The organism is Pseudomonas iranensis, assembly GCF_014268585.2.
Classification (GTDB): domain Bacteria; phylum Pseudomonadota; class Gammaproteobacteria; order Pseudomonadales; family Pseudomonadaceae; genus Aquipseudomonas; species Aquipseudomonas iranensis.
This window is the reverse complement of the sequence record NZ_CP077092.1, coordinates 3,072,849-3,089,385: the sequence shown is the minus strand read 5'-3', so window position 1 is coordinate 3,089,385 and position 16,537 is coordinate 3,072,849. Positions and strand designations below refer to the sequence as shown.

20 protein-coding genes and 2 pseudogenes are annotated in these 16,537 nt (G+C 53.8%); 12 read left to right on the top strand and 10 right to left on the bottom strand.

Translation table 11 applies throughout. The features are described from left to right. Positions 1–124: 124 nt before the first annotated feature. Positions 125–277 carry a DUF7693 family protein gene (locus tag HU724_RS27955; RefSeq protein ID WP_419790014.1) on the top strand — a complete coding sequence of 51 codons (153 nt, stop codon included), beginning with the start codon at positions 125–127 and terminating at the stop codon, positions 275–277. A gap of 189 nt (positions 278–466) precedes the next feature. Here the strand turns inward: HU724_RS27955 and HU724_RS13895 are convergent. Continuing rightward, a pseudogene (locus tag HU724_RS13895) lies at positions 467–574 on the bottom strand (winged helix-turn-helix transcriptional regulator); the annotation flags it as partial. Between the two features lie 15 nt (positions 575–589). Here HU724_RS13895 and HU724_RS13890 point away from each other — a divergent pair. Beyond that, positions 590–1,108, top strand: a pseudogene (locus tag HU724_RS13890) (nuclear transport factor 2 family protein); the annotation flags it as partial. Here the strand turns inward: HU724_RS13890 and HU724_RS13885 are convergent. Beyond that, complete coding sequence (locus HU724_RS13885; protein ID WP_177433955.1) at positions 1,020–1,913, bottom strand: AraC family transcriptional regulator; 894 nt, start codon at positions 1,911–1,913, stop codon at positions 1,020–1,022. The pseudogene HU724_RS13890 and the gene HU724_RS13885 overlap by 89 nt on opposite strands. A 139-nt stretch (positions 1,914–2,052) precedes the next feature. Here HU724_RS13885 and HU724_RS13880 point away from each other — a divergent pair, with 139 nt between their 5' ends. The 3 genes from HU724_RS13880 to HU724_RS13870 are packed head-to-tail and all read left to right on the top strand — an operon-like array spanning position 2,053 to position 4,186. Beyond that, entirely contained in the window at positions 2,053–2,796 is a 744-nt protein-coding gene (locus HU724_RS13880) for an SDR family NAD(P)-dependent oxidoreductase (RefSeq protein WP_186566937.1), read from the top strand. A gap of 14 nt (positions 2,797–2,810) precedes the next feature. Continuing rightward, positions 2,811–3,212 carry a VOC family protein gene (locus HU724_RS13875; protein ID WP_130928744.1) on the top strand — a complete coding sequence of 134 codons (402 nt, stop codon included), beginning with the start codon at positions 2,811–2,813 and terminating at the stop codon, positions 3,210–3,212. Further along, on the top strand, positions 3,209–4,186 hold the full coding sequence (locus HU724_RS13870) for a saccharopine dehydrogenase family protein (protein ID WP_130928745.1): 978 nt from the start codon (positions 3,209–3,211) through the stop codon (positions 4,184–4,186). Before HU724_RS13875 ends, HU724_RS13870 begins: the two co-directional genes overlap by 4 nt. Positions 4,187–4,217: 31 nt before the next feature. Here the strand turns inward: HU724_RS13870 and HU724_RS13865 are convergent, their stop codons facing one another. Further along, positions 4,218–4,820, bottom strand: coding sequence for a TetR/AcrR family transcriptional regulator (locus HU724_RS13865; RefSeq protein WP_130928746.1), 603 nt, complete (start codon positions 4,818–4,820; stop codon positions 4,218–4,220). A gap of 155 nt (positions 4,821–4,975) precedes the next feature. Between HU724_RS13865 and HU724_RS13860 the strand changes: the two genes are divergently transcribed. The 4 genes from HU724_RS13860 to HU724_RS13845 all read left to right on the top strand — a co-directional run bounded on the left by HU724_RS13860 (position 4,976) and on the right by HU724_RS13845 (position 7,778). Then, entirely contained in the window at positions 4,976–5,716 is a 741-nt protein-coding gene (locus tag HU724_RS13860; protein WP_186566939.1) for an SDR family NAD(P)-dependent oxidoreductase, read from the top strand. Between the two features lie 34 nt (positions 5,717–5,750). Further along, the gene (locus HU724_RS13855) at positions 5,751–6,203 is read left to right on the top strand and encodes a VOC family protein (protein ID WP_367617185.1); all 453 of its coding nucleotides are present in this window, start codon (positions 5,751–5,753) and stop codon (positions 6,201–6,203) included. Between the two features lie 421 nt (positions 6,204–6,624). Then, positions 6,625–6,834, top strand: a complete 210-nt coding sequence (locus HU724_RS13850; RefSeq protein ID WP_186566941.1) for a hypothetical protein — start codon at positions 6,625–6,627, stop codon at positions 6,832–6,834. 470 nt (positions 6,835–7,304) lie between these two features. Continuing rightward, complete coding sequence (locus tag HU724_RS13845; protein WP_186566943.1) at positions 7,305–7,778, top strand: hypothetical protein; 474 nt, start codon at positions 7,305–7,307, stop codon at positions 7,776–7,778. 173 nt (positions 7,779–7,951) lie between these two features. On the opposite strand, the gene HU724_RS13840 is transcribed toward HU724_RS13845, so the two are convergent. Further along, complete coding sequence (locus HU724_RS13840; RefSeq protein WP_186566945.1) at positions 7,952–8,815, bottom strand: LysR family transcriptional regulator; 864 nt, start codon at positions 8,813–8,815, stop codon at positions 7,952–7,954. A gap of 158 nt (positions 8,816–8,973) precedes the next feature. Between HU724_RS13840 and HU724_RS13835 the strand changes: the two genes are divergently transcribed. Together HU724_RS13835 and HU724_RS13830 are read left to right on the top strand one after the other, a co-directional pair. Next, positions 8,974–9,690, top strand: a complete 717-nt coding sequence (locus HU724_RS13835) for an AzlC family ABC transporter permease (RefSeq protein ID WP_225927699.1) — start codon at positions 8,974–8,976, stop codon at positions 9,688–9,690. Continuing rightward, a complete protein-coding gene (locus HU724_RS13830; protein ID WP_186566949.1) occupies positions 9,680–9,988 on the top strand; it encodes an AzlD family protein in 309 nt (102 codons plus the stop codon). Before HU724_RS13835 ends, HU724_RS13830 begins: the two co-directional genes overlap by 11 nt. Positions 9,989–10,041: 53 nt before the next feature. Here HU724_RS13830 and HU724_RS13825 read toward each other — a convergent pair whose 3' ends face one another. From HU724_RS13825 to HU724_RS13800, 6 genes are all read right to left on the bottom strand, one after another. Further along, the gene (locus HU724_RS13825) at positions 10,042–10,653 is read right to left on the bottom strand and encodes a LysE family translocator (RefSeq protein ID WP_186566951.1); all 612 of its coding nucleotides are present in this window, start codon (positions 10,651–10,653) and stop codon (positions 10,042–10,044) included. A 132-nt stretch (positions 10,654–10,785) separates the two neighbouring features. Continuing rightward, positions 10,786–12,297 carry a sensor domain-containing diguanylate cyclase gene (locus HU724_RS13820; protein ID WP_186566953.1) on the bottom strand — a complete coding sequence of 504 codons (1,512 nt, stop codon included), beginning with the start codon at positions 12,295–12,297 and terminating at the stop codon, positions 10,786–10,788. A gap of 299 nt (positions 12,298–12,596) precedes the next feature. Further along, positions 12,597–13,052, bottom strand: coding sequence for a hypothetical protein (locus HU724_RS13815; RefSeq protein ID WP_225927612.1), 456 nt, complete (start codon positions 13,050–13,052; stop codon positions 12,597–12,599). A 190-nt stretch (positions 13,053–13,242) separates the two neighbouring features. Continuing rightward, the gene (locus tag HU724_RS13810) at positions 13,243–13,467 is read right to left on the bottom strand and encodes a DUF2188 domain-containing protein (RefSeq protein WP_186566955.1); all 225 of its coding nucleotides are present in this window, start codon (positions 13,465–13,467) and stop codon (positions 13,243–13,245) included. 186 nt (positions 13,468–13,653) lie between these two features. Next, positions 13,654–14,478 (bottom strand): alpha/beta fold hydrolase, encoded by an 825-nt coding sequence (locus tag HU724_RS13805; RefSeq protein WP_225927611.1) that lies wholly within the window; start codon positions 14,476–14,478, stop codon positions 13,654–13,656. A gap of 356 nt (positions 14,479–14,834) precedes the next feature. Continuing rightward, positions 14,835–15,653, bottom strand: coding sequence for a chemotaxis protein CheB (locus tag HU724_RS13800; protein WP_186566957.1), 819 nt, complete (start codon positions 15,651–15,653; stop codon positions 14,835–14,837). Positions 15,654–16,075: 422 nt separating this feature from the next. Here HU724_RS13800 and HU724_RS13795 point away from each other — a divergent pair, with 422 nt between their 5' ends. Then, positions 16,076–16,486: a response regulator gene (locus tag HU724_RS13795; protein ID WP_186566958.1), complete on the top strand. Its 411-nt coding sequence runs from the start codon at positions 16,076–16,078 to the stop codon at positions 16,484–16,486. The last annotated feature ends 51 nt before the right edge of the window (positions 16,487–16,537 follow it).

Genomic DNA, 16,537 nt, shown 5'->3' with positions numbered 1-16,537 from the left:
AAAATCCCGCGAAGCTGCCCCTGCTCCCAACGCCCACCCGTAGGCAAAGCGCTCAGAGTTGGGATGAGCTCTATGCCGGTTTGTTCATGGTAAAGATCGAGGGGGGAGCATTACGATTTTCAACGTGTGTGACGAGCTCGACTACTGTGAAGAGTGCATAAGCCCAGATGGCCGGCGTTGGTCGTTCGATTCGGGGAACCGGTTTGGCACAGATCCCATTGCGCTGCTCTCTGTGTGGGAAAATCAAACGCTTGAGAACCAACTGAAGGAGCTCTGAAGACCAGAGCCAACAGCGAGCGAGCATTTTCGATGCATTCAAAAACTACGCCAGAGACGCTTGATACCTAGGTCGTTCCCAAACGCATAATTACGACTGGGAGCTTATTTTGCGACTTGGTTTATGAGGACGGACGCTGGCCCAGGATCGTCGTAATTTTCCTACCGATGCAACGACGCAAGCCAACCCGCGCGCAAGGATCCCGTTACGTTCGAGCCTTCTGAGCGCCTGGGTCAGCGCTTTTTGAGTGATACCGTCCAGGCACCGCTTCAGTTCGTTAAAGCGAAGCGGCTTTTCACCGCTGACAAGCTTGCAGTCGCCGAAGCTCTATATGGCTACGCTGCAGGTATTGATATTCGTGATGCCGGGCTTATGGCCTCGGCGCTTACAGATAGTGCCGCTTCTGATTTCCGGCCCGCAGCAGCCAAAGCCGGTTTTGAATACCCTGTTCTTCAAGGTCGTGACACCATCGTCCAGGCTCTCATTACGTCACTTAGCCGAGTCGATACCACGCACTCTGTGAACAATCCCCGCGTCACCGTTGAAGGAGATGAGGCGGTGCTGGATGCGTTGGTAGAAGCCCAACATGTTTTGAAAACTGATCACTCCCGTTCCTATCTCATGAAAAACCGTTACGACGTGAAGCTGGTCAGGCAGGGTGAAACTGGGCGCATTCAGCACATCGTGGTGGACAACGTCTGGCGGACGGGAGATCCCGCAGTCCTCGCCGTATTTGATCTGATCAGGCCCTTGAAACTTTATTCTCGTGCTGAATGCGCGCAGCGTCTCTTGAGGGCGGTAGCCCGAAGACTTTTGCGTAATCTCGGCTGAACTGGGTGCTGCTTTCATACCCGACTTCAAAGGCAGCCGCAGTGACGCTTCTGGCGTTGGCAACCATAAGGGTGCGAGCCTGAAGCAGGCGTACACGCTTTTGATATTGCAGAGGGCTCAGTGTGGTTACCGCCTTGAAGTGTCGGTGAAATGCCGAAACGCTCATTGCTGCTTTCTCTGCCATATGTTCTACCCGAATAGATTCGGCGAAGTCGCGGCGGATCCACTGAATGGCCTGATTGACACGGGCCATCGCAGAGTCCGGCGCGGCGATTTCACGCAGCATCCAGCCGTGAGGGCCTTGGAGTACACGATAGAGGATCTCGCGTTCGTATGCCGGCGCCAGGGCGGCGATACTTTGTGGGTCACCCATCAAGCGCAGCAGGCGCACCCAAGCATCCATCAACTGAGGCGTGACCGGCGCTACTGAAAAACCCGGATCTTGGTCATGGCGATCAGCCGGAAGTGGTAGGTCGGCCAGCAGCGTGGTTAGCGCCACCGGGTCGAGAGTCAGGCTTACCGCGAGATAAGGCTCTCCGGTCGACGCCGGATGAACTGTGCCCACGGCGGGCAGCTCGATCGACATCACGAAGTACGTCGCCGGGTCATAGTGCAACGTCTGCTCCCCGACGGTCATGGTTTTACTGCCGTGGAGAATCAGGTTGATCATCGGCTCGTAGACGGCGGCCAGCATGTGCTCGGGAATCTCACCCTGCACCATGGCTACCCTGGGGATTCCTGTCTCAGTGCGCCGATTTTCAGCACTTGAGGTCAGGGCTCGCAGTTCATTCAATTGTGTGGTCATGGGCTGGATCCTGCCCGGCTCGTTTGGGACTTGGCAAGCAGAAAGCAGAAACAGGCAGGTTTCGAGTAGGAATGGCCACGTTCTGGATGGCCGGGGACTCTACTGTGGAGGCTCAAGTCATCGACACGGGAAGTGCACCATGGGCGTCATCGTTATCACCGGAGGCAGTCGCGGCATTGGCGCCAGCGCTGCTCTCCATATTGCCGAACGGGGGATGGGCGTCATCCTTACCTACAACCAGAATCCTGATGCAGCTCACCAGATCGTCCGGCAAATCGAGGCCGCTGGCGGCAAGGCGGTGGCGCTGCGGCTGGACGTGAGTAACACCTCAAACTTTGCTGCATTTCGTGATGCCGTGGTCTCCGCTCTGGAAATTACCTGGGGCACAAACACGCTGGCAGGTCTTGTAAACAACGCAGGCTACGGTCTGTTCAACCCGCTGGAGTCAGTCAGCGAGGAGCAATTCGACGGCCTGTTCGCAGTGCACCTCAAGGGGCCTTTCTTCCTCACTCAAACGCTGCTGCCGCTACTTGAAGATGGCGCGAGCATCGTCAACCTGACGAGTGCCACAACGCGCGTCGCGACATCAGGGGTCGCGCCGTATGCGGCCTTTAAAGGCGGTCTCGAAGTATTGACCCGCTACATGGCGAAAGAACTGTGTGAGCGCGGTATTCGTGCCAATGCGGTTTCGCCTGGTGCCATTCGTACTGAGCTGGGGGGCGGTTTGAACGATGAGTTTGAAGCCATGCTGGCCAGTCAGACAGCACTGGGCCGGGTGGGCGAGCCGCAAGACGTCGCTCGTGTTATTGCGATGCTGCTCTCTCAGGAAAGCGCCTGGATCAACGCGCAAACCATCGAAGTCGCAGGCGGCTACATCATCTAAATCATGGAGGCTCCATGCTCGATCATATTTTTCTCTCGGTGAGCGACATCAAGCGCTCGATACACTTTTATCAGGCAGCACTGACGCCGCTTGGCATCACGGCGCGTCTGGATTACGACGGCAAGGACGGGCCTCCTGGTCATCCTGACCTCAAGGGCTTTGGCGCCCATGGCCGAATGTTCTTCTGGCTGCGCGAAGGGGCGGTGGAGGGACAGGCGGTGCACGTAGGTTTCGTCGCCAATAGCCGTGCCGAGGTCGATATCGCCTATGCAGCGGCCATCGCCCAAGGGGCAACAGACAACGGCCCTCCCGGCGCACGTCTGCATTACGACCCGAACTACTACGCGGCCAATGTCCTCGACCCAGACGGCTATAGCCTCGAATTCGTTTACAAGAACTGGCAGCACGCCCAATGAAGAAATTGATGATCTACGGCGCAACCGGCTACATGGGACGCATGGCTGCCGAGTATGCAGCAGCGCAGGGGCTGGATGTCATCATTGCTGGGCGCAATCAGGAGAAGCTGCGCGCTCTGGCCACCCAGTTGAATGTTCCTTATCGTATATTTATGCCTGATGCTTTGACGCCAGAAATGCTTAGCGGTGTCGCCGCGCTCCTGAATTGTGCCGGGCCCTTTGCTCAAACGGCCAGTGCGCTAATGCAGACCTGTATAAACGCTGGCGTCGACTATCTTGATATCACGGCTGAGATCAAGGTCTATGAGCTGGCCGAGCGAATGGGCACTAAGGCAGCCGAGTCAGGCGTCATGCTCCTGCCCGGGGTCGGGTGGGATGTAGTGCCAACTGATTGCCTGGCGGTGCATGTTGCACGTCGGGTGCAAGCGCCGCAGTCGATAAAGATCGCACTTCAGGTCGCAGGTTCGATGTCACGTGGCTCGGCCCGAAGTGTTAGCGAAATCATTGGTGCAGGGTTGCTGGCGAGGATTGACGGGGCAGTGGTTGCAACTCCCGCTGCACAACCACGATCGTTCGATTTTGGTGACGGCCCGGAGCTGTGTGCGCCGCTCTCGTTTGGCGATCTGATCACGAGCTGGCATTCCACTGGCATACCCAACATTTCCATGTTCGTGCATTTCTCTGGCGATCCGATTCCCCAAGCAGATATTTCAACGCTTCCCGAGGGGCCGGATGTGCACCAACGTGAAAATCATCGCGCACGAGCCGTAGCCGAAGTTACCGGCGCCGACGGTGCTGTTGCGCGTTCGATAATCGAAACTGTCAATGGATACACCTACACTCCGCTCGCTGCAGTGGAGGCTGCGCGCAGAGTATTGGCAGGCAAGCGACAACCAGGCTTCGAGACGCCAGCGAGGCTGCTGGGGGTTGAGTTCGCCGAGAGCATCGCGGGTACGACTATCACGGATCTCTAAATCATCAAAAGGTTAAAGCAGTGGCGGTTGCTCAGGAGTCAGCGGCGGTGTCGCCTGCATCTAGCGCTACAGAAATTGCGGTGCCGGCAATTTGCGCCACCTCTATCAACCGCCCAAGGGACATGCCGTTGCATGCTGCAGCAGAGAGTCCACGCAAAGTGGTCACTAGGTAGTCAGTCAGCGCTTGCGCGCCTCGGGGACAAACTTGGTCAAGGTAATTGCGGATTGTCTGAATTGCGGCTCCTCCCAGCTTCTCGGCCATGCTTCGGGCAACAGGATCATCCGCGCGCAAGCCCTCAGTGATAAGACAACCACGCAAAGCGGTATCTCCTCCGTACTGCTTCGCAGCGGCTACAAGCAGCGACTTCAGCGCTGCTGCGGGTGGCAAATCCGACGTTAGCAGCTTGTCTAGAGGTAATGCTTTTTCGCTAGCGTAGCGACACATTGCCCGCTCGAACAGTTCGGCCTTGCTGCCATAGGCGGCGTAAAAGCTTGGGGGCTTAATATTCATGGCATCCGTCAGGTCAGACAGGCTGACTGCATCGTACCCCCGGTGATGAAACAATGCCTGAGCAATCGCTATCCCTTGCTCGCGATCAAACGCGGGACGGCGCTGGCGGGTGCTTATGTTCATTGATGTCTCACTCAGTCGAGGCGACAACTGTAGCGATCGCTACAGCTGATATCAATCGCGTCGGGCACCAATTGTTTAGTGATCGCTAAAAAGGTTGTGATTGAACGTGCACCTATGTAGTGTTCACTACATATTCACTCGCTGAGACGTTTCCCATGGAATTTAAAAACAAGGTTGTTCTGGTAACTGGTGGCTCTTCAGGCCTCGGCTTCGCCATCGCTGAAGCGTTCGCCCTCCAAGGCGCCACTCTGATCATCACGGGGCGTCGGCAACCTCAGTTAGATGAAGCCGTGAGTCGCCTGGGCGGGAACTCGTCCGCTGTCTGCACGGATATCTCGAACGCCACAGACCTTGCCGAGTTGTTCAGCCACATGCAGGCGGTTCATGGCCATATCGATGTATTGATTGCCAACGCAGGTATAGGCGTAATCGAGCCACTGGGAGCGATCACCGAAGTAGGGTTCGATAAAGTTTTCACTACCAACGTCAAAGGCACGATTTTCACCGTACAAGGCGCACTGCCGTTGATGAGCAAGGTGAGCAGCATTGTTATCATCGGCTCGACCGCCTCTATCAACCCTGGCCCCGGTCTGAGCGTCTATGGAGCTACAAAGGCGGCCCTGAGGGCGCTGGTGCGTAGTTGGATTTTGGATATCAAAGGTTCTGGCGTCCGTATCAACCTACTCAGCCCCGGCCCTGTGAACACCCAATCCCTTCGCGATGTACTTGGCGAAAACGCGCAGGAGGTGATTGATGGCCTCAGCGAGAAAAGCACGCTGGGTCGAATCGGCGAGGCACGCGAAATTGGTCAAGCCGCTCTTTTCCTTGCGAGTGATGCGTCAAGCTATGTTAATGGCACCGAGCTATTCGCCGACGGTGGCGCATCGCAGATTTAGGGGTTGATGAACGGACGCACGGGGCATTAATTGCATGCTTCGCCAGCCGAGCAGTCGATATTTATGGAGTCATCTAATGAACAATTTTGCGGGCTCGGCAATAGACCATATGGGCATCGGTGTTTCGGATATCGTGCACGCCAAAACCTTTTACGCCTCACTGCTCGGGCCACTAGGTATCAGCTTAGTAATGAGCATTGAGGCTGATCCTCCTTGTGCAAAGCCTCGACGACTGGGATTTGGCCGTGGAGGAAAGCCATTTCTATGGTTGCATGACGAGCCCGATTCCAGCCATAGCCTGCACATAGCACTAGTCGCTGAGAGCCGTGAAGCGGTCGACGCTTTTCATGCGGCTGGCATAGCTGCCGGCGGCAAAGATAATGGGGCACCCGGCCTAAGGCCTAATTACCACCCTAGCTATTACGCGGCTTATGTCTTGGCGCCCGACGGAATGAACCTAGAGGCCGTTTGCCAAGCGGCTCTTTGACTCCATAGCCCTTCATCCGGCTAGGACTGCTGCGATAATGATTTCGATGATCTCTCTTCCCAGTTATCCGGATCAGGGCGTCCAGCACGGAGCGCTGGGTTACCGGGCTAAAACACTATGTCGGCCCGTTCGAAGCCGATGATAAAGGCAACCTTCCGCTAACACCGCTTCGCGAGGAACAGGGGCATCTGGATGTGAAATGAAGTCATCCTTTCCAGCAGCGGCAAAACGTTCGTCCTCTTGGGGGAAACAACAACTGGGGGCGGCCTCCGCCCAAAAAGCTGCACTATTGGCTTCACTGCACACCAAACGAAGGATCAGGCAATTTTCGACGTGCTCAACAGATTGCGTGAGATGCGGCTAATCCATAGAACGCTAAAAATGGCTATGCTCAGATGACTCCAGGGAGAGGACGAGGAAAATGGCAGCTGAATACTCGTTATCAGATGTGCTCGAAAGGATGTATCAGAATCAGCTCGCCCTGGAGGCGGCGCTGATGGAGTTAACGCTCCATGTTGAAGCCCAGGGCAGTGCTGAAGTCGGGGATAATGTCCGAGGTGCTTTGCGGGCAATTGGTGAGAATGCTGGGCACATCAAACAGGGTTTAGCACGGCTTAGGAATGCATCTTGAGCCGGGCCTTGCCCGAAGGAGCGATTGCATGGAAATGCTAATCAATTTTGGAGCTCCAACACGATCCCTCATCCTGAGACAAGAGCAGCGTCATCACTTTCCCCCTCGAGCACAACGCGTACGTCGCGGACTCATCCGCAGCGACTCTCGACGTGTCCGTCATGACTTCGTGGTGAGACGCACCGCACAGTAGGCCAGTGAAATGATCTTTTCCGTTTCGGTAAGGGTTGCCAGTGCAGAACATGCTAGCTACAAGATGGAACAGAACGTCGGCATCGAGAAGAAGATAATAAGGCCTACACTAAAGCCGGAAATATTGCCTAAGACGAATCGGGGAACCGAAAAGCTGGCAAGTAACCAAGGCAGCCGCCAATAACCTGCCCTGAGGCGCCAAAAAATATAAGGTGGGACTTCTAATAGGCTAATATTCTAGCAGCGACCGCTACTACCCTATCGGATGATTTGAATCGATGCCTTACTTCCACGTCATTGGCAAGCTAAACCACTCAAGTGAAACTCGCGTACTGCTAGCTGACCTCTCAAAGGAGTCCCTGCTGCGACAGTTCATAGCGCCTTATGAGAAAGGGAATACTTTTTTTTGCGATAATGATCTTATAGATCCTAATACACTCACACATGTAAGAATCATCGAAACTACCAGTACCGAAGCTGCGGAGCGCGATAAGATCAACCGAACAGATAGAGAAAATATTGACTCTATAAATAGAGAGTCTTCTGGCATTTTTTTTCTCAGCGTTGGTGGCGGATACGCGCCGGAGGATATTGCTGAGGCTGGTGACGATGTTACAAGTAAGTTTATTAAGGGTGCACCTGGATTCAAATCGGGTAACTTACAAAAATTGACTCCTCTGATTGGCTGGACAGCCGGTATCGTCTCGGCGGTTATCGCTTCAGGAGTAGCGAAATGGTTAGGCTGGATTTGAACTCATTGTATATGAATTCGTTAGGCATCAGTTAGTTGTCCAACGCTAGCGACTGGTCACGACCGCTTCCGCCTGCGGCCGCGCGTTCTCGGAGGGTTGGCCGTCTGTCCAATCATGGCTAAAAGGAATACCTGATGGCGACTGCACTATCGCAGGTGATGCAAAGTGAAAGCTCAAGCCGATATTCGGAGGGTCTTGACCAATAAGCTATGCAAACTGTCTACTGACTTTGATCTAGCAGACGCGCGACTTCGATATACCGCAACTTCCATTGGCCTCAGCGGGCCAAGCCCATGCTCTCCGCCAAGTATCTCCAAGTGCTCGGGAACACTGCACCGAGTCAGGACAGCAACCGCTAGGCCGCTCTCAACTGCTGCGATCTGACCCGCTAGGCTAGAACTGTGATAGACCACCTTGAAGTTGCGGCCTTGCAGCGCTAATGAGTCGATTGCACAGCGTCTGGCTAGACTCGCTTCCTCATACGTTGCGATGGGAAGCGGATCTCGGGCCCAGAGGTCAAACTGAGCAGATCCAACCCAGACCATAGGCTCATGAAACAAAAGCGTGCCTCGTCTAGAGTGGTCGCGCGATACCAATGCCAAATCAAGATCGCCCTGTTCAACACGAGGTAGTAGCGAAGTCGATTGCTCGCAGTGAAGTTCGATTTCTACCGAGCCATGGCGGGGTGCAAAACGCTTGAGCACCGGAGTGAGATATTTGGCTGCGTAATCATCCGGAACGCCTAAGCGTATTCGTCCCCTCAATTCAGCGCCAGTGAAAGCCGCCTGGGCATCCGCATGCAAATCCAATATCCGTCTGGCGTATCCCAGGAGCATTTGCCCGTCGTGGGTCAATTGATGGTTGCGCGCATCCCGGATGAGTAATTGCCGCCCCACCGCAGCCTCGAGCTTTTTAAGCTGCATGCTCACCGCCGATTGCGAGCGAAACACTTCGTTCCCAGCGCTGGTAAGCGATCCTGTGTCGACGACCGCCACAAAGCACTTGAGCCAATCTATTTGAAGGTCTTGAACGTTCATCACGTCGTCCATTCGATTAACGGATAATAGCTACAATCATTATGCGCTTTCCGAAAGATCGCCTGTTAGCGATAGTAGCCTCAGCTGCGCGTTATGATGCCGCTGAGCTTCAAAGCTTTGCCTTCGCAGCCTTAATCATTGGACTGGGAGGAAACGCCGTGGTATCCGCTGAAAGCTCTGTATCTGATTTAACGTCCATTGAGGCTTGGGCGGGCTTCAAGAGCTTGCTACCCATATCGTTATTTGTAGCGGTTTTTGGGGGCGCGTTTGGGCTCGCTGCTGCTCAGGCTGGATTGAATGAGTCTTCGACTGTACTCATGAGCCTGCTCGTATTCGCAGGCGCTGCACAATTTGCAGCTCTTGACCTCTGGGGCGCGCACGTCCCTGTAGTCCCTTTGATGATCACGGTCTTTGCGATCAATGCGCGACATCTTTTGATGGGGGCAACCTTGTACCCCTGGTTAAGGGAGCTTCCCCTGGCTAAACGATATGGCGTCATGTTGGTGGTTTCGGACGCCAATTGGGCGATGTCCATGCAGGCTTTCAACAGTCGAAAACCTGGCTTTGGCGTACTACTTGGCGGCGGGATCGCCTTATGGGTATCGTGGACGATAGGGACTTGGCTGGGCATATATTTTGGGAGCGCGATCAAAAACCCCGTCAGCCTAGGGCTCGATATGGTGATGGGTTGTTTCTTGCTCGCCATGGCTATAGGGGGAAAGAAAAATTCGCGCATAACGGTCATTTGGATTGTGGCTGCGGGTGCAGCGCTACTTGCATATTGGTATTTGCCCAAAAACAGTCATGTCGTCGTAGGTGCGCTGGCCGGCGGGATTCTGGGAGCCTTCTGGATGGAAAATAAAAATGAGGATTGATAGCGCTGGCTTTGGAACAATTTCCCTGATTCTGATCATGGCTGTGGTAACACTTGCGACACGTTGGGGAGGCGTTTTCGTCATGTCCTTTGTGCCCATAAACTACCGCGTTCAGCAATTCATTAGCGCAATGTCCGGCTCAGTGTTGATAGCAGTACTAACACCGCTAGCAGTCACGGGAGACAATGGAGCCCGCCTCGCTTTGGTAACAACTGGAGTGATGATGCTGCTCGTTAAAAAGCCCCTCCCGGCTATCGCAGCAGGCATAGCCGTAGCGGCTTTATGGCGCAATCTTTAAGCTGAAATCTCCTAGGGATTTTGGAAGCGCCGGTGATTACATGGCCATCCTCTTCAAACCTGCCACAGCATATATGCTGCAAGTCCAATAAATATTAGACCAACAGAGATATTGAAGCCAAAGCTGTGTCGCTTTAGCCAAGCGCTTACAAAACCGACACCTAGGGCATACACAATGTGTATCAGCAGGGTGCAAGCTAGAACGATCGCCAAAAGAAGTACGACTTGAGGAATGATTGCGGAGTTGGCGTCGATATACAGAGGAAAAAAAGAGCTAAAAAAAAGCAAGGTTTTCGGGCTAGCGAACGTTACCAGTGCTCCATGCCTAAAACCTTGCGCTCTTTCTGCACTGGCCTCTCCGCTTTGCACCGAAATCTGAGTACGAGAGTATCGAATACTCATATATCCTAAGTAGGCAATATAAAACGCACCTAGGTATTGCAGTGTCTGAAATAATACCGGTGACGCTCCTAAAACCGCTGTCAACCCGGAAAGAGCCAGCACAGCCATGGCAAGCATTCCGACTTGGATCCCCAATATCACGGGAAGAGTTTTCTTCCACCCCAGATTTACGCTGTAGCTAATAACGCTAATGGTGCCCGGCCCCGGGGTTGCAGCCGCGATAACGCACGTCACGAGATAAGTCACCAGATTAGCTGTCTGCATTCATCACCCTTGGCTTTGCAATATAAGAGATTCAAACGTGTCACGCGAGAATTGACACTCTGAGCGACAGCATAGCACTCGTCCCAGTCACGCCTTTGAGTTGGCGAAGCGCATTTCGAGACGGTCAGCAGCTCAACTTCCTACGCGATTTCGCCCTTGAGACTTAGCGGCGTAAAGCAATTGGTCAGCTTTGATCAGAAATTCTTTTGGACTCTCCCCTAATGTTCCAGAGGTCGAAACAACACCTGAGCTTATCGTGACAATCCCGAATGGACTCGCTAAATGTTGAATATTTGCATTCAACAGGGACAGCCTTATATTTTCTGCAACCATGACCGCACCTGCAAGTTCAGTTTCCGGAAGCAGAACTATAAACTCTTCCCCACCGTAGCGCGCAGCGAAGTCACCTGGCCTGTTGACGTTGGCTGCAATAACGCTCGCTACGCGCACTAGGCACTCATCGCCGCTTAAATGGCCGTAATGGTCATTATATTGTTTAAAAAGATCTATATCCAAAAGGATTACGGATATGCTTGTCTGATTTCTCGTGGCACGCTTCCATTCTTTATCCATAGCCAAGTCAAAGCTTCTCCTATTGGCTAGAGAAGTCAGACCATCTGTGTGGGCTATTACCTCTAACTCTTTTCGGATAATCTTTAGCTCGTACTCTGCAACCAGCAGCTGTTGGATCTGGCGATATAGCAAGCTACCTAAAATTGCCAACGCCAGTATGATGGAACCTACCAGTGCAACCGATTGGTAAACATATGACCACCAAGGGGCAAATACATGCTCATACGACACGCCCGCTGCTGCGACGATAGGCAGCCCAGCCAGACGACGATAGGCGTAGATCCGCTCGATACCATCCACGATAGATTTTATGACTGCAGTCCCGCTATCGCTCTCAGGTAGATACCGGCTAAAAATTTCGCCTTTGGAAAGATTAGTTGTCATCAATGCTGCGACGGTCGGGCGTCGCGCGAGGAGTTCGCCGTTATCGAGTGCTAGGAAAATTACCCCTTCGTCGTCCACGGCCATACGTTTGAAAAAGCTTTGAAAATATGAAACCGGAACCGTGGCTAACGCAACCCCTGCAAAAGCTCCATCGGCTGTTTGGATACGCCGACTTATAGGGATCACCATATCCCCTGTCGTTCGACTTTCCACTATCGAGCCAACGTGGATGGACTGGTCATCGTGCTCACGGTGATATCGAAAGTAAGCTCTGTCGCCGTTGTTTTTGGTTTGCAAACCTTCGGAAAACGAATTGGCCATCCAATTGCCTTGAGCATCGAAGATGAATAGACCCTGAACGCCTTCAATGTCGTTCACTTGGCGCGCCATCAGCTTCGCCAACCGTTCCTGTTGATCAGGGCCGCTTCCATCGTGCGCCACACGCTCTGCCAGATCTCGCAAGGTATTGTCAGCCTGCAGCATCGTGTCACGCGCCTGCTGTTCAGCGGCAAGTACAATGTTCGAAACAGTTATTTTGGCCGCGTCTACTCGCTCACCGGACGACTGCACAATTTGCCAAGCAGTGGCAAGGATCAACGATAAACAAACTAAAAGAACGAAACCTATCAGCGAAAGGGACAACGCTCTAGGTGTCAGCCTTGCGTAGATCGGTAAGGAGAGCGTCATATATACGTCTTCAAATTGGCGGTGGGCTCAAGCGAGCAATTTTTATACCGGCGTGGAAATTAAAGCGTTCACCCGCAGCTTCGGAATCCCTGAAAATCTGCGCAGACAGACGTTATTTCTTTGCATACCCCCCCCGCAGATTCCCACTTACACACCTAGATGCTTCATAAACCTATCGATTGAAGATTGCGAATCGCAGCGACCCCCACTTTCTTCATCGTAGGAGGATTACCGTCTTGGGTACCGCAGACCAACGGATGGGCATGATGTCGGGAATCGTTCCGGGCTTTCAGTGCAGATCACTGCCACCCTAACCTTGAAATGATTTCTCGTCGGTAAGGCGTATCGATCTGCGACGGCACTTGATTGATGTAGTCGCGCGCGCTCTTAAGTGTTTCTCCGCTTAAGCCGGCGAAATAGGCAATAGCGTCCTCTGCTGCGGGGACGAGCCCCTCAACGCCTCCGAATCTTGGTGGCAGTCCTGTCCAAACTACCGCGTCCAATCGGCGGGCGATCGCCCATTCAGCGATGATTCCCGCTGCGTTCGTACCGACCACGAAACTACCGATGCCATCCTCCCGGTCTTGAGGAACCCCCTCCCGAATTCTAAGAGCCTCGCGTGCCTCATCAAGGTTGTCGAGATCCAATACCGCCCAAAGCACTTTGCACCCAGGTGCGTTTGCGCAGATAGCTGTCGTCAGGTCTCCGTTATCACTGACCCGCGCGAACTCGATCGGTAACACCGGGCCGTCCATAAACCACTCGCTTGCGAGCGGTAAGGTGTCCGGTTTCCAAATCAACGACCCCCATCCTAGACATGCGATTACCATTATCTGCACCTGAGTTAGAAATGAAGTCACTTGAAATGCGGCGAGACCTCCGGTCGGCCGCATTCACAGCAGTGCGGCTCAATGGGCACCGCACCTCTCTGGGCAAATGGTCTGTTTAACCTTTCGTTTGTCTAGGATCCGCTGAACGAGGAAATGTACGCTCCTCTTGGATCGTGCCGTCCTCTTTGTGGATTTTGAGAGAGGCTTTCTTGCCCTGAAGAAATTCGCTCGCTATCTCGGTGATTTCTGCTTTGGTGGATGCGGTCTTGGAGGCGCGTTGCGCGCCCTCTTTGATGAGCTCCCAGAGATCTTCCGCTTTTTTGATGTGATAGTTATCCATTGGCTAACCTCTGACATGACGATCAATACCTGACAGGTTGACCATAGGAGAACCGAAGAGTTTGAACGGATTAGCGGCATTCTCGATGCTTACGGAGATCCATTAAGTTTTCTCGGGATGAGGGGCAATTCCCGAAGCATGGGGCTGTAGCCGCTATACAGAGTTAGAGCTTTAGCATGGCAAAGCTTAAACAGTCTTAGCTCGCTGCAAGCGTTGCTTACCAGCGCGGTTAGCGATCTCCGGCACCGGGCCTTCACCGTTCTGCTGCCGAGAAAGAAATTCGCGTATCAAACCAGCAGTTCGCCTAGCACTGGTCACTACGAAAAAATGCCCCTCGCCCTTGAGAACGCGCAGTTCGGCTTGTGGAATTGAGCGTCGCAGGACATGCGCATTGTATGGCTGCACGAGGGTGTCACGATCGCCGATGAGGATGAGCGTGCGTATACGCAAACGGGATAACCGCAGCAGACTTGTCCAGCCTACTAACGCGGTTAGCTGGTGGTGGTAGGTTCGCAGGCGTACGGTTAGCATTCGCTTTACAACACCGAAACGCAGCTGCGCCTGTGTCGAACTGGCTGAACCATCTCGTTCGGGCTGTTTGGCGCCTGCGCTTCCTCTAAAGAACTCCAGGATGTCAGCGGGCTTCACCAGTAGAACCGGGCCCGCAGAGGTCGCCGCCAAGATAAGCCGTCGCACCATGGTGGGATGACGAAGAGCGAACTCTTGCGCCAATGCACCGCCCCAACTCACGCCGAATACATCAACATGGTCGATGCTCAGTTGCTTGAGCATTTCGGCGATCAGATCGGCATGACTTGGCAAACGCATCGGCCAGCGGGGCATTTGCGATTTGCCGACACCAGGCACGTCCAACGTGATCGTTGTGTAGTCGCCTAGTTCGTTGCGCAAAGCATCGAAGGTTTTGATCAAACCTCCCAGACCGTTGAGTAGGAGTAACGGTGGGCCTTGGCCGGCGATTGAGACATTCACCTGCAAGTCTTTAACGGTCATGATCCGGCTCGGCATGGACACCTCTCTGTCATGAGCTGTAAAAACTCGATTGTTTTCGGCAATAGACAGCCTGATAGAGACTTCAAATTAACTTTCGAACATCTTCACCGGCGCCGTACACGTTACTGGGCGCCACAATAAAAGAACCCGAGTCGGCGCGTGTTCAACCGGGACGTAAGGATGAAACCAATTCTCGAAGAGTTGCCTTGTGGCCTTCGAGTCCCTCACTTGCAAGTTCGTATTCTCGTAACGCGCCCAAGCGCCCGCCATCTCTGCTGCTCTGAACGAGCCGACCAAGGAGCAACTGTTTTTCATGCAACGCTCTAATGGCCACCCAGAGTGCTTCCTCAATCGTTTCATCCTGCGCATGAAATAATGCGCCGGCGGTATAGGCATGACCCGGTATGGCAGCGAAACCGGGGCGATGACGCGTGTACCTCCCACAGAGCGCCTCCGCACTCAGGACAGGAGATGCCTGCGACTCGGCCGATCTCATCCAGCGCGGAGGTACCTCCCTTACTGAAATCCTCAGCCAGATCATTCTCCGTTGCGAATGGCTCGATACGTTTTGACTCAGAAGCCGCTGTCGCCTCCGCTGTACGCTGATTGATGACCTGTACGAGCCTCTTACTCAACTCGGTGAGCGGCAAGCATCCGTCCACGGTCACATACCGGAGAGCGTTCGTTGGCATTGAGGGCGCTTCAGCAGTCTCAGGATCTTGTACGAAGGCCAGTCCGCCATAGGCTTTTATCGCCTGAAGCCCAACTACACCGTCATCAAGCTCGCCGGTCATCAACACCCCTATGACACTGCTTCCGTAGCTGATGGCAGCCGATCTAAACATTGGATCAATCGCGGGCCGCGAGTGGTTTTCCTTTGCGCTTCGAATGATCTCAACAACTCCGTTTTTGACAAGCAGATGCTTGTCGGGAGGTGCTATGTATACACGCCCCGTCTGTATCTGCTCTTCGCTCAACGCGAAGCCGACGGGCAATTGGCTCGACTGAGTAAGAAGGTTAGGGAGAGCACTAGGTTGGTCTCCGATGTGCATCGTGACGAAGACAGCCGCATTTAAATCAGACGGAAGCCCGGCAAGAAATTCACGCAATGCAGCAAGCCCGCCGCTGGAGGTGCCGATGACGATGACTTGGGGGTTTTGGCTTTCTTGCTGCATGGATCGATCCTAAGTTGCTAGCTATTACATGCTCCAATTTCACTCAGCGGCCTCAGCTAATTCGCGAATGAGTGCTTGTCGATGTTTCTCGTTAGGCGCTTACCCTCTTCCTAGTTTCGATACATACCTCTGAGGGAAGGTTCGAAAAATTGAACAATGTTTGAGCTAGATCAAGGGATTGCTACGCAGCATTCGTAGCCTCCAACGCACCATTGGAGGGGATTCGATGCTCTCACGGACTATCAGAAAAGCAAGGCGCCACGCGCTCCTTCAATACGATGCGAGGACAGCTGTAGTGGACTTGAGCCGAGCCGAATGACCCGCGAGCTCCAAGCGCTTTCACGGCACACGCGATATTTTCGCTTACACTCATGCAACCGTTCCGTTTGTTTGGTCGGTTTCTCTGGTAAGAGGAGGATTGTTTGAACGTAAATTGGGAAGGATTGCTGCCGATTCGCGGTGAGGTCATCGTCATTGAGGACGACCCAACTCTGCAGTCGCTCATGACCGATATCATGGATGAGATTGGTGCGACGACCGTCCCGTTCGCGACGGCGGATGATGCGTTGACCTACCTGCTTGAAGCACATGGTGAATGCGCCTTAGTTATCGCCGATCACGGCGTCCCCGGCCAAGTCCAAGGCATCGAGTTCATAGAGATGGTCAAAGGCAGGTGGCCTCACATCGCTGCGATACTTACCTCGGGCTATCTGATCGAGGGCACTGAAGTGCCAGCTCAAACTATTTACCTGCACAAGCCTTGGTCGCTGGATGAGATGGTGGTGGCAGTGGCGGAGCTTCTGCAACCCGGTAGCCCGATTAGCAAACGCTGAGCCTGGCTTGAAAGTATGAGGCCAGGTAGGACACGGATAGTGCTTAGCTCC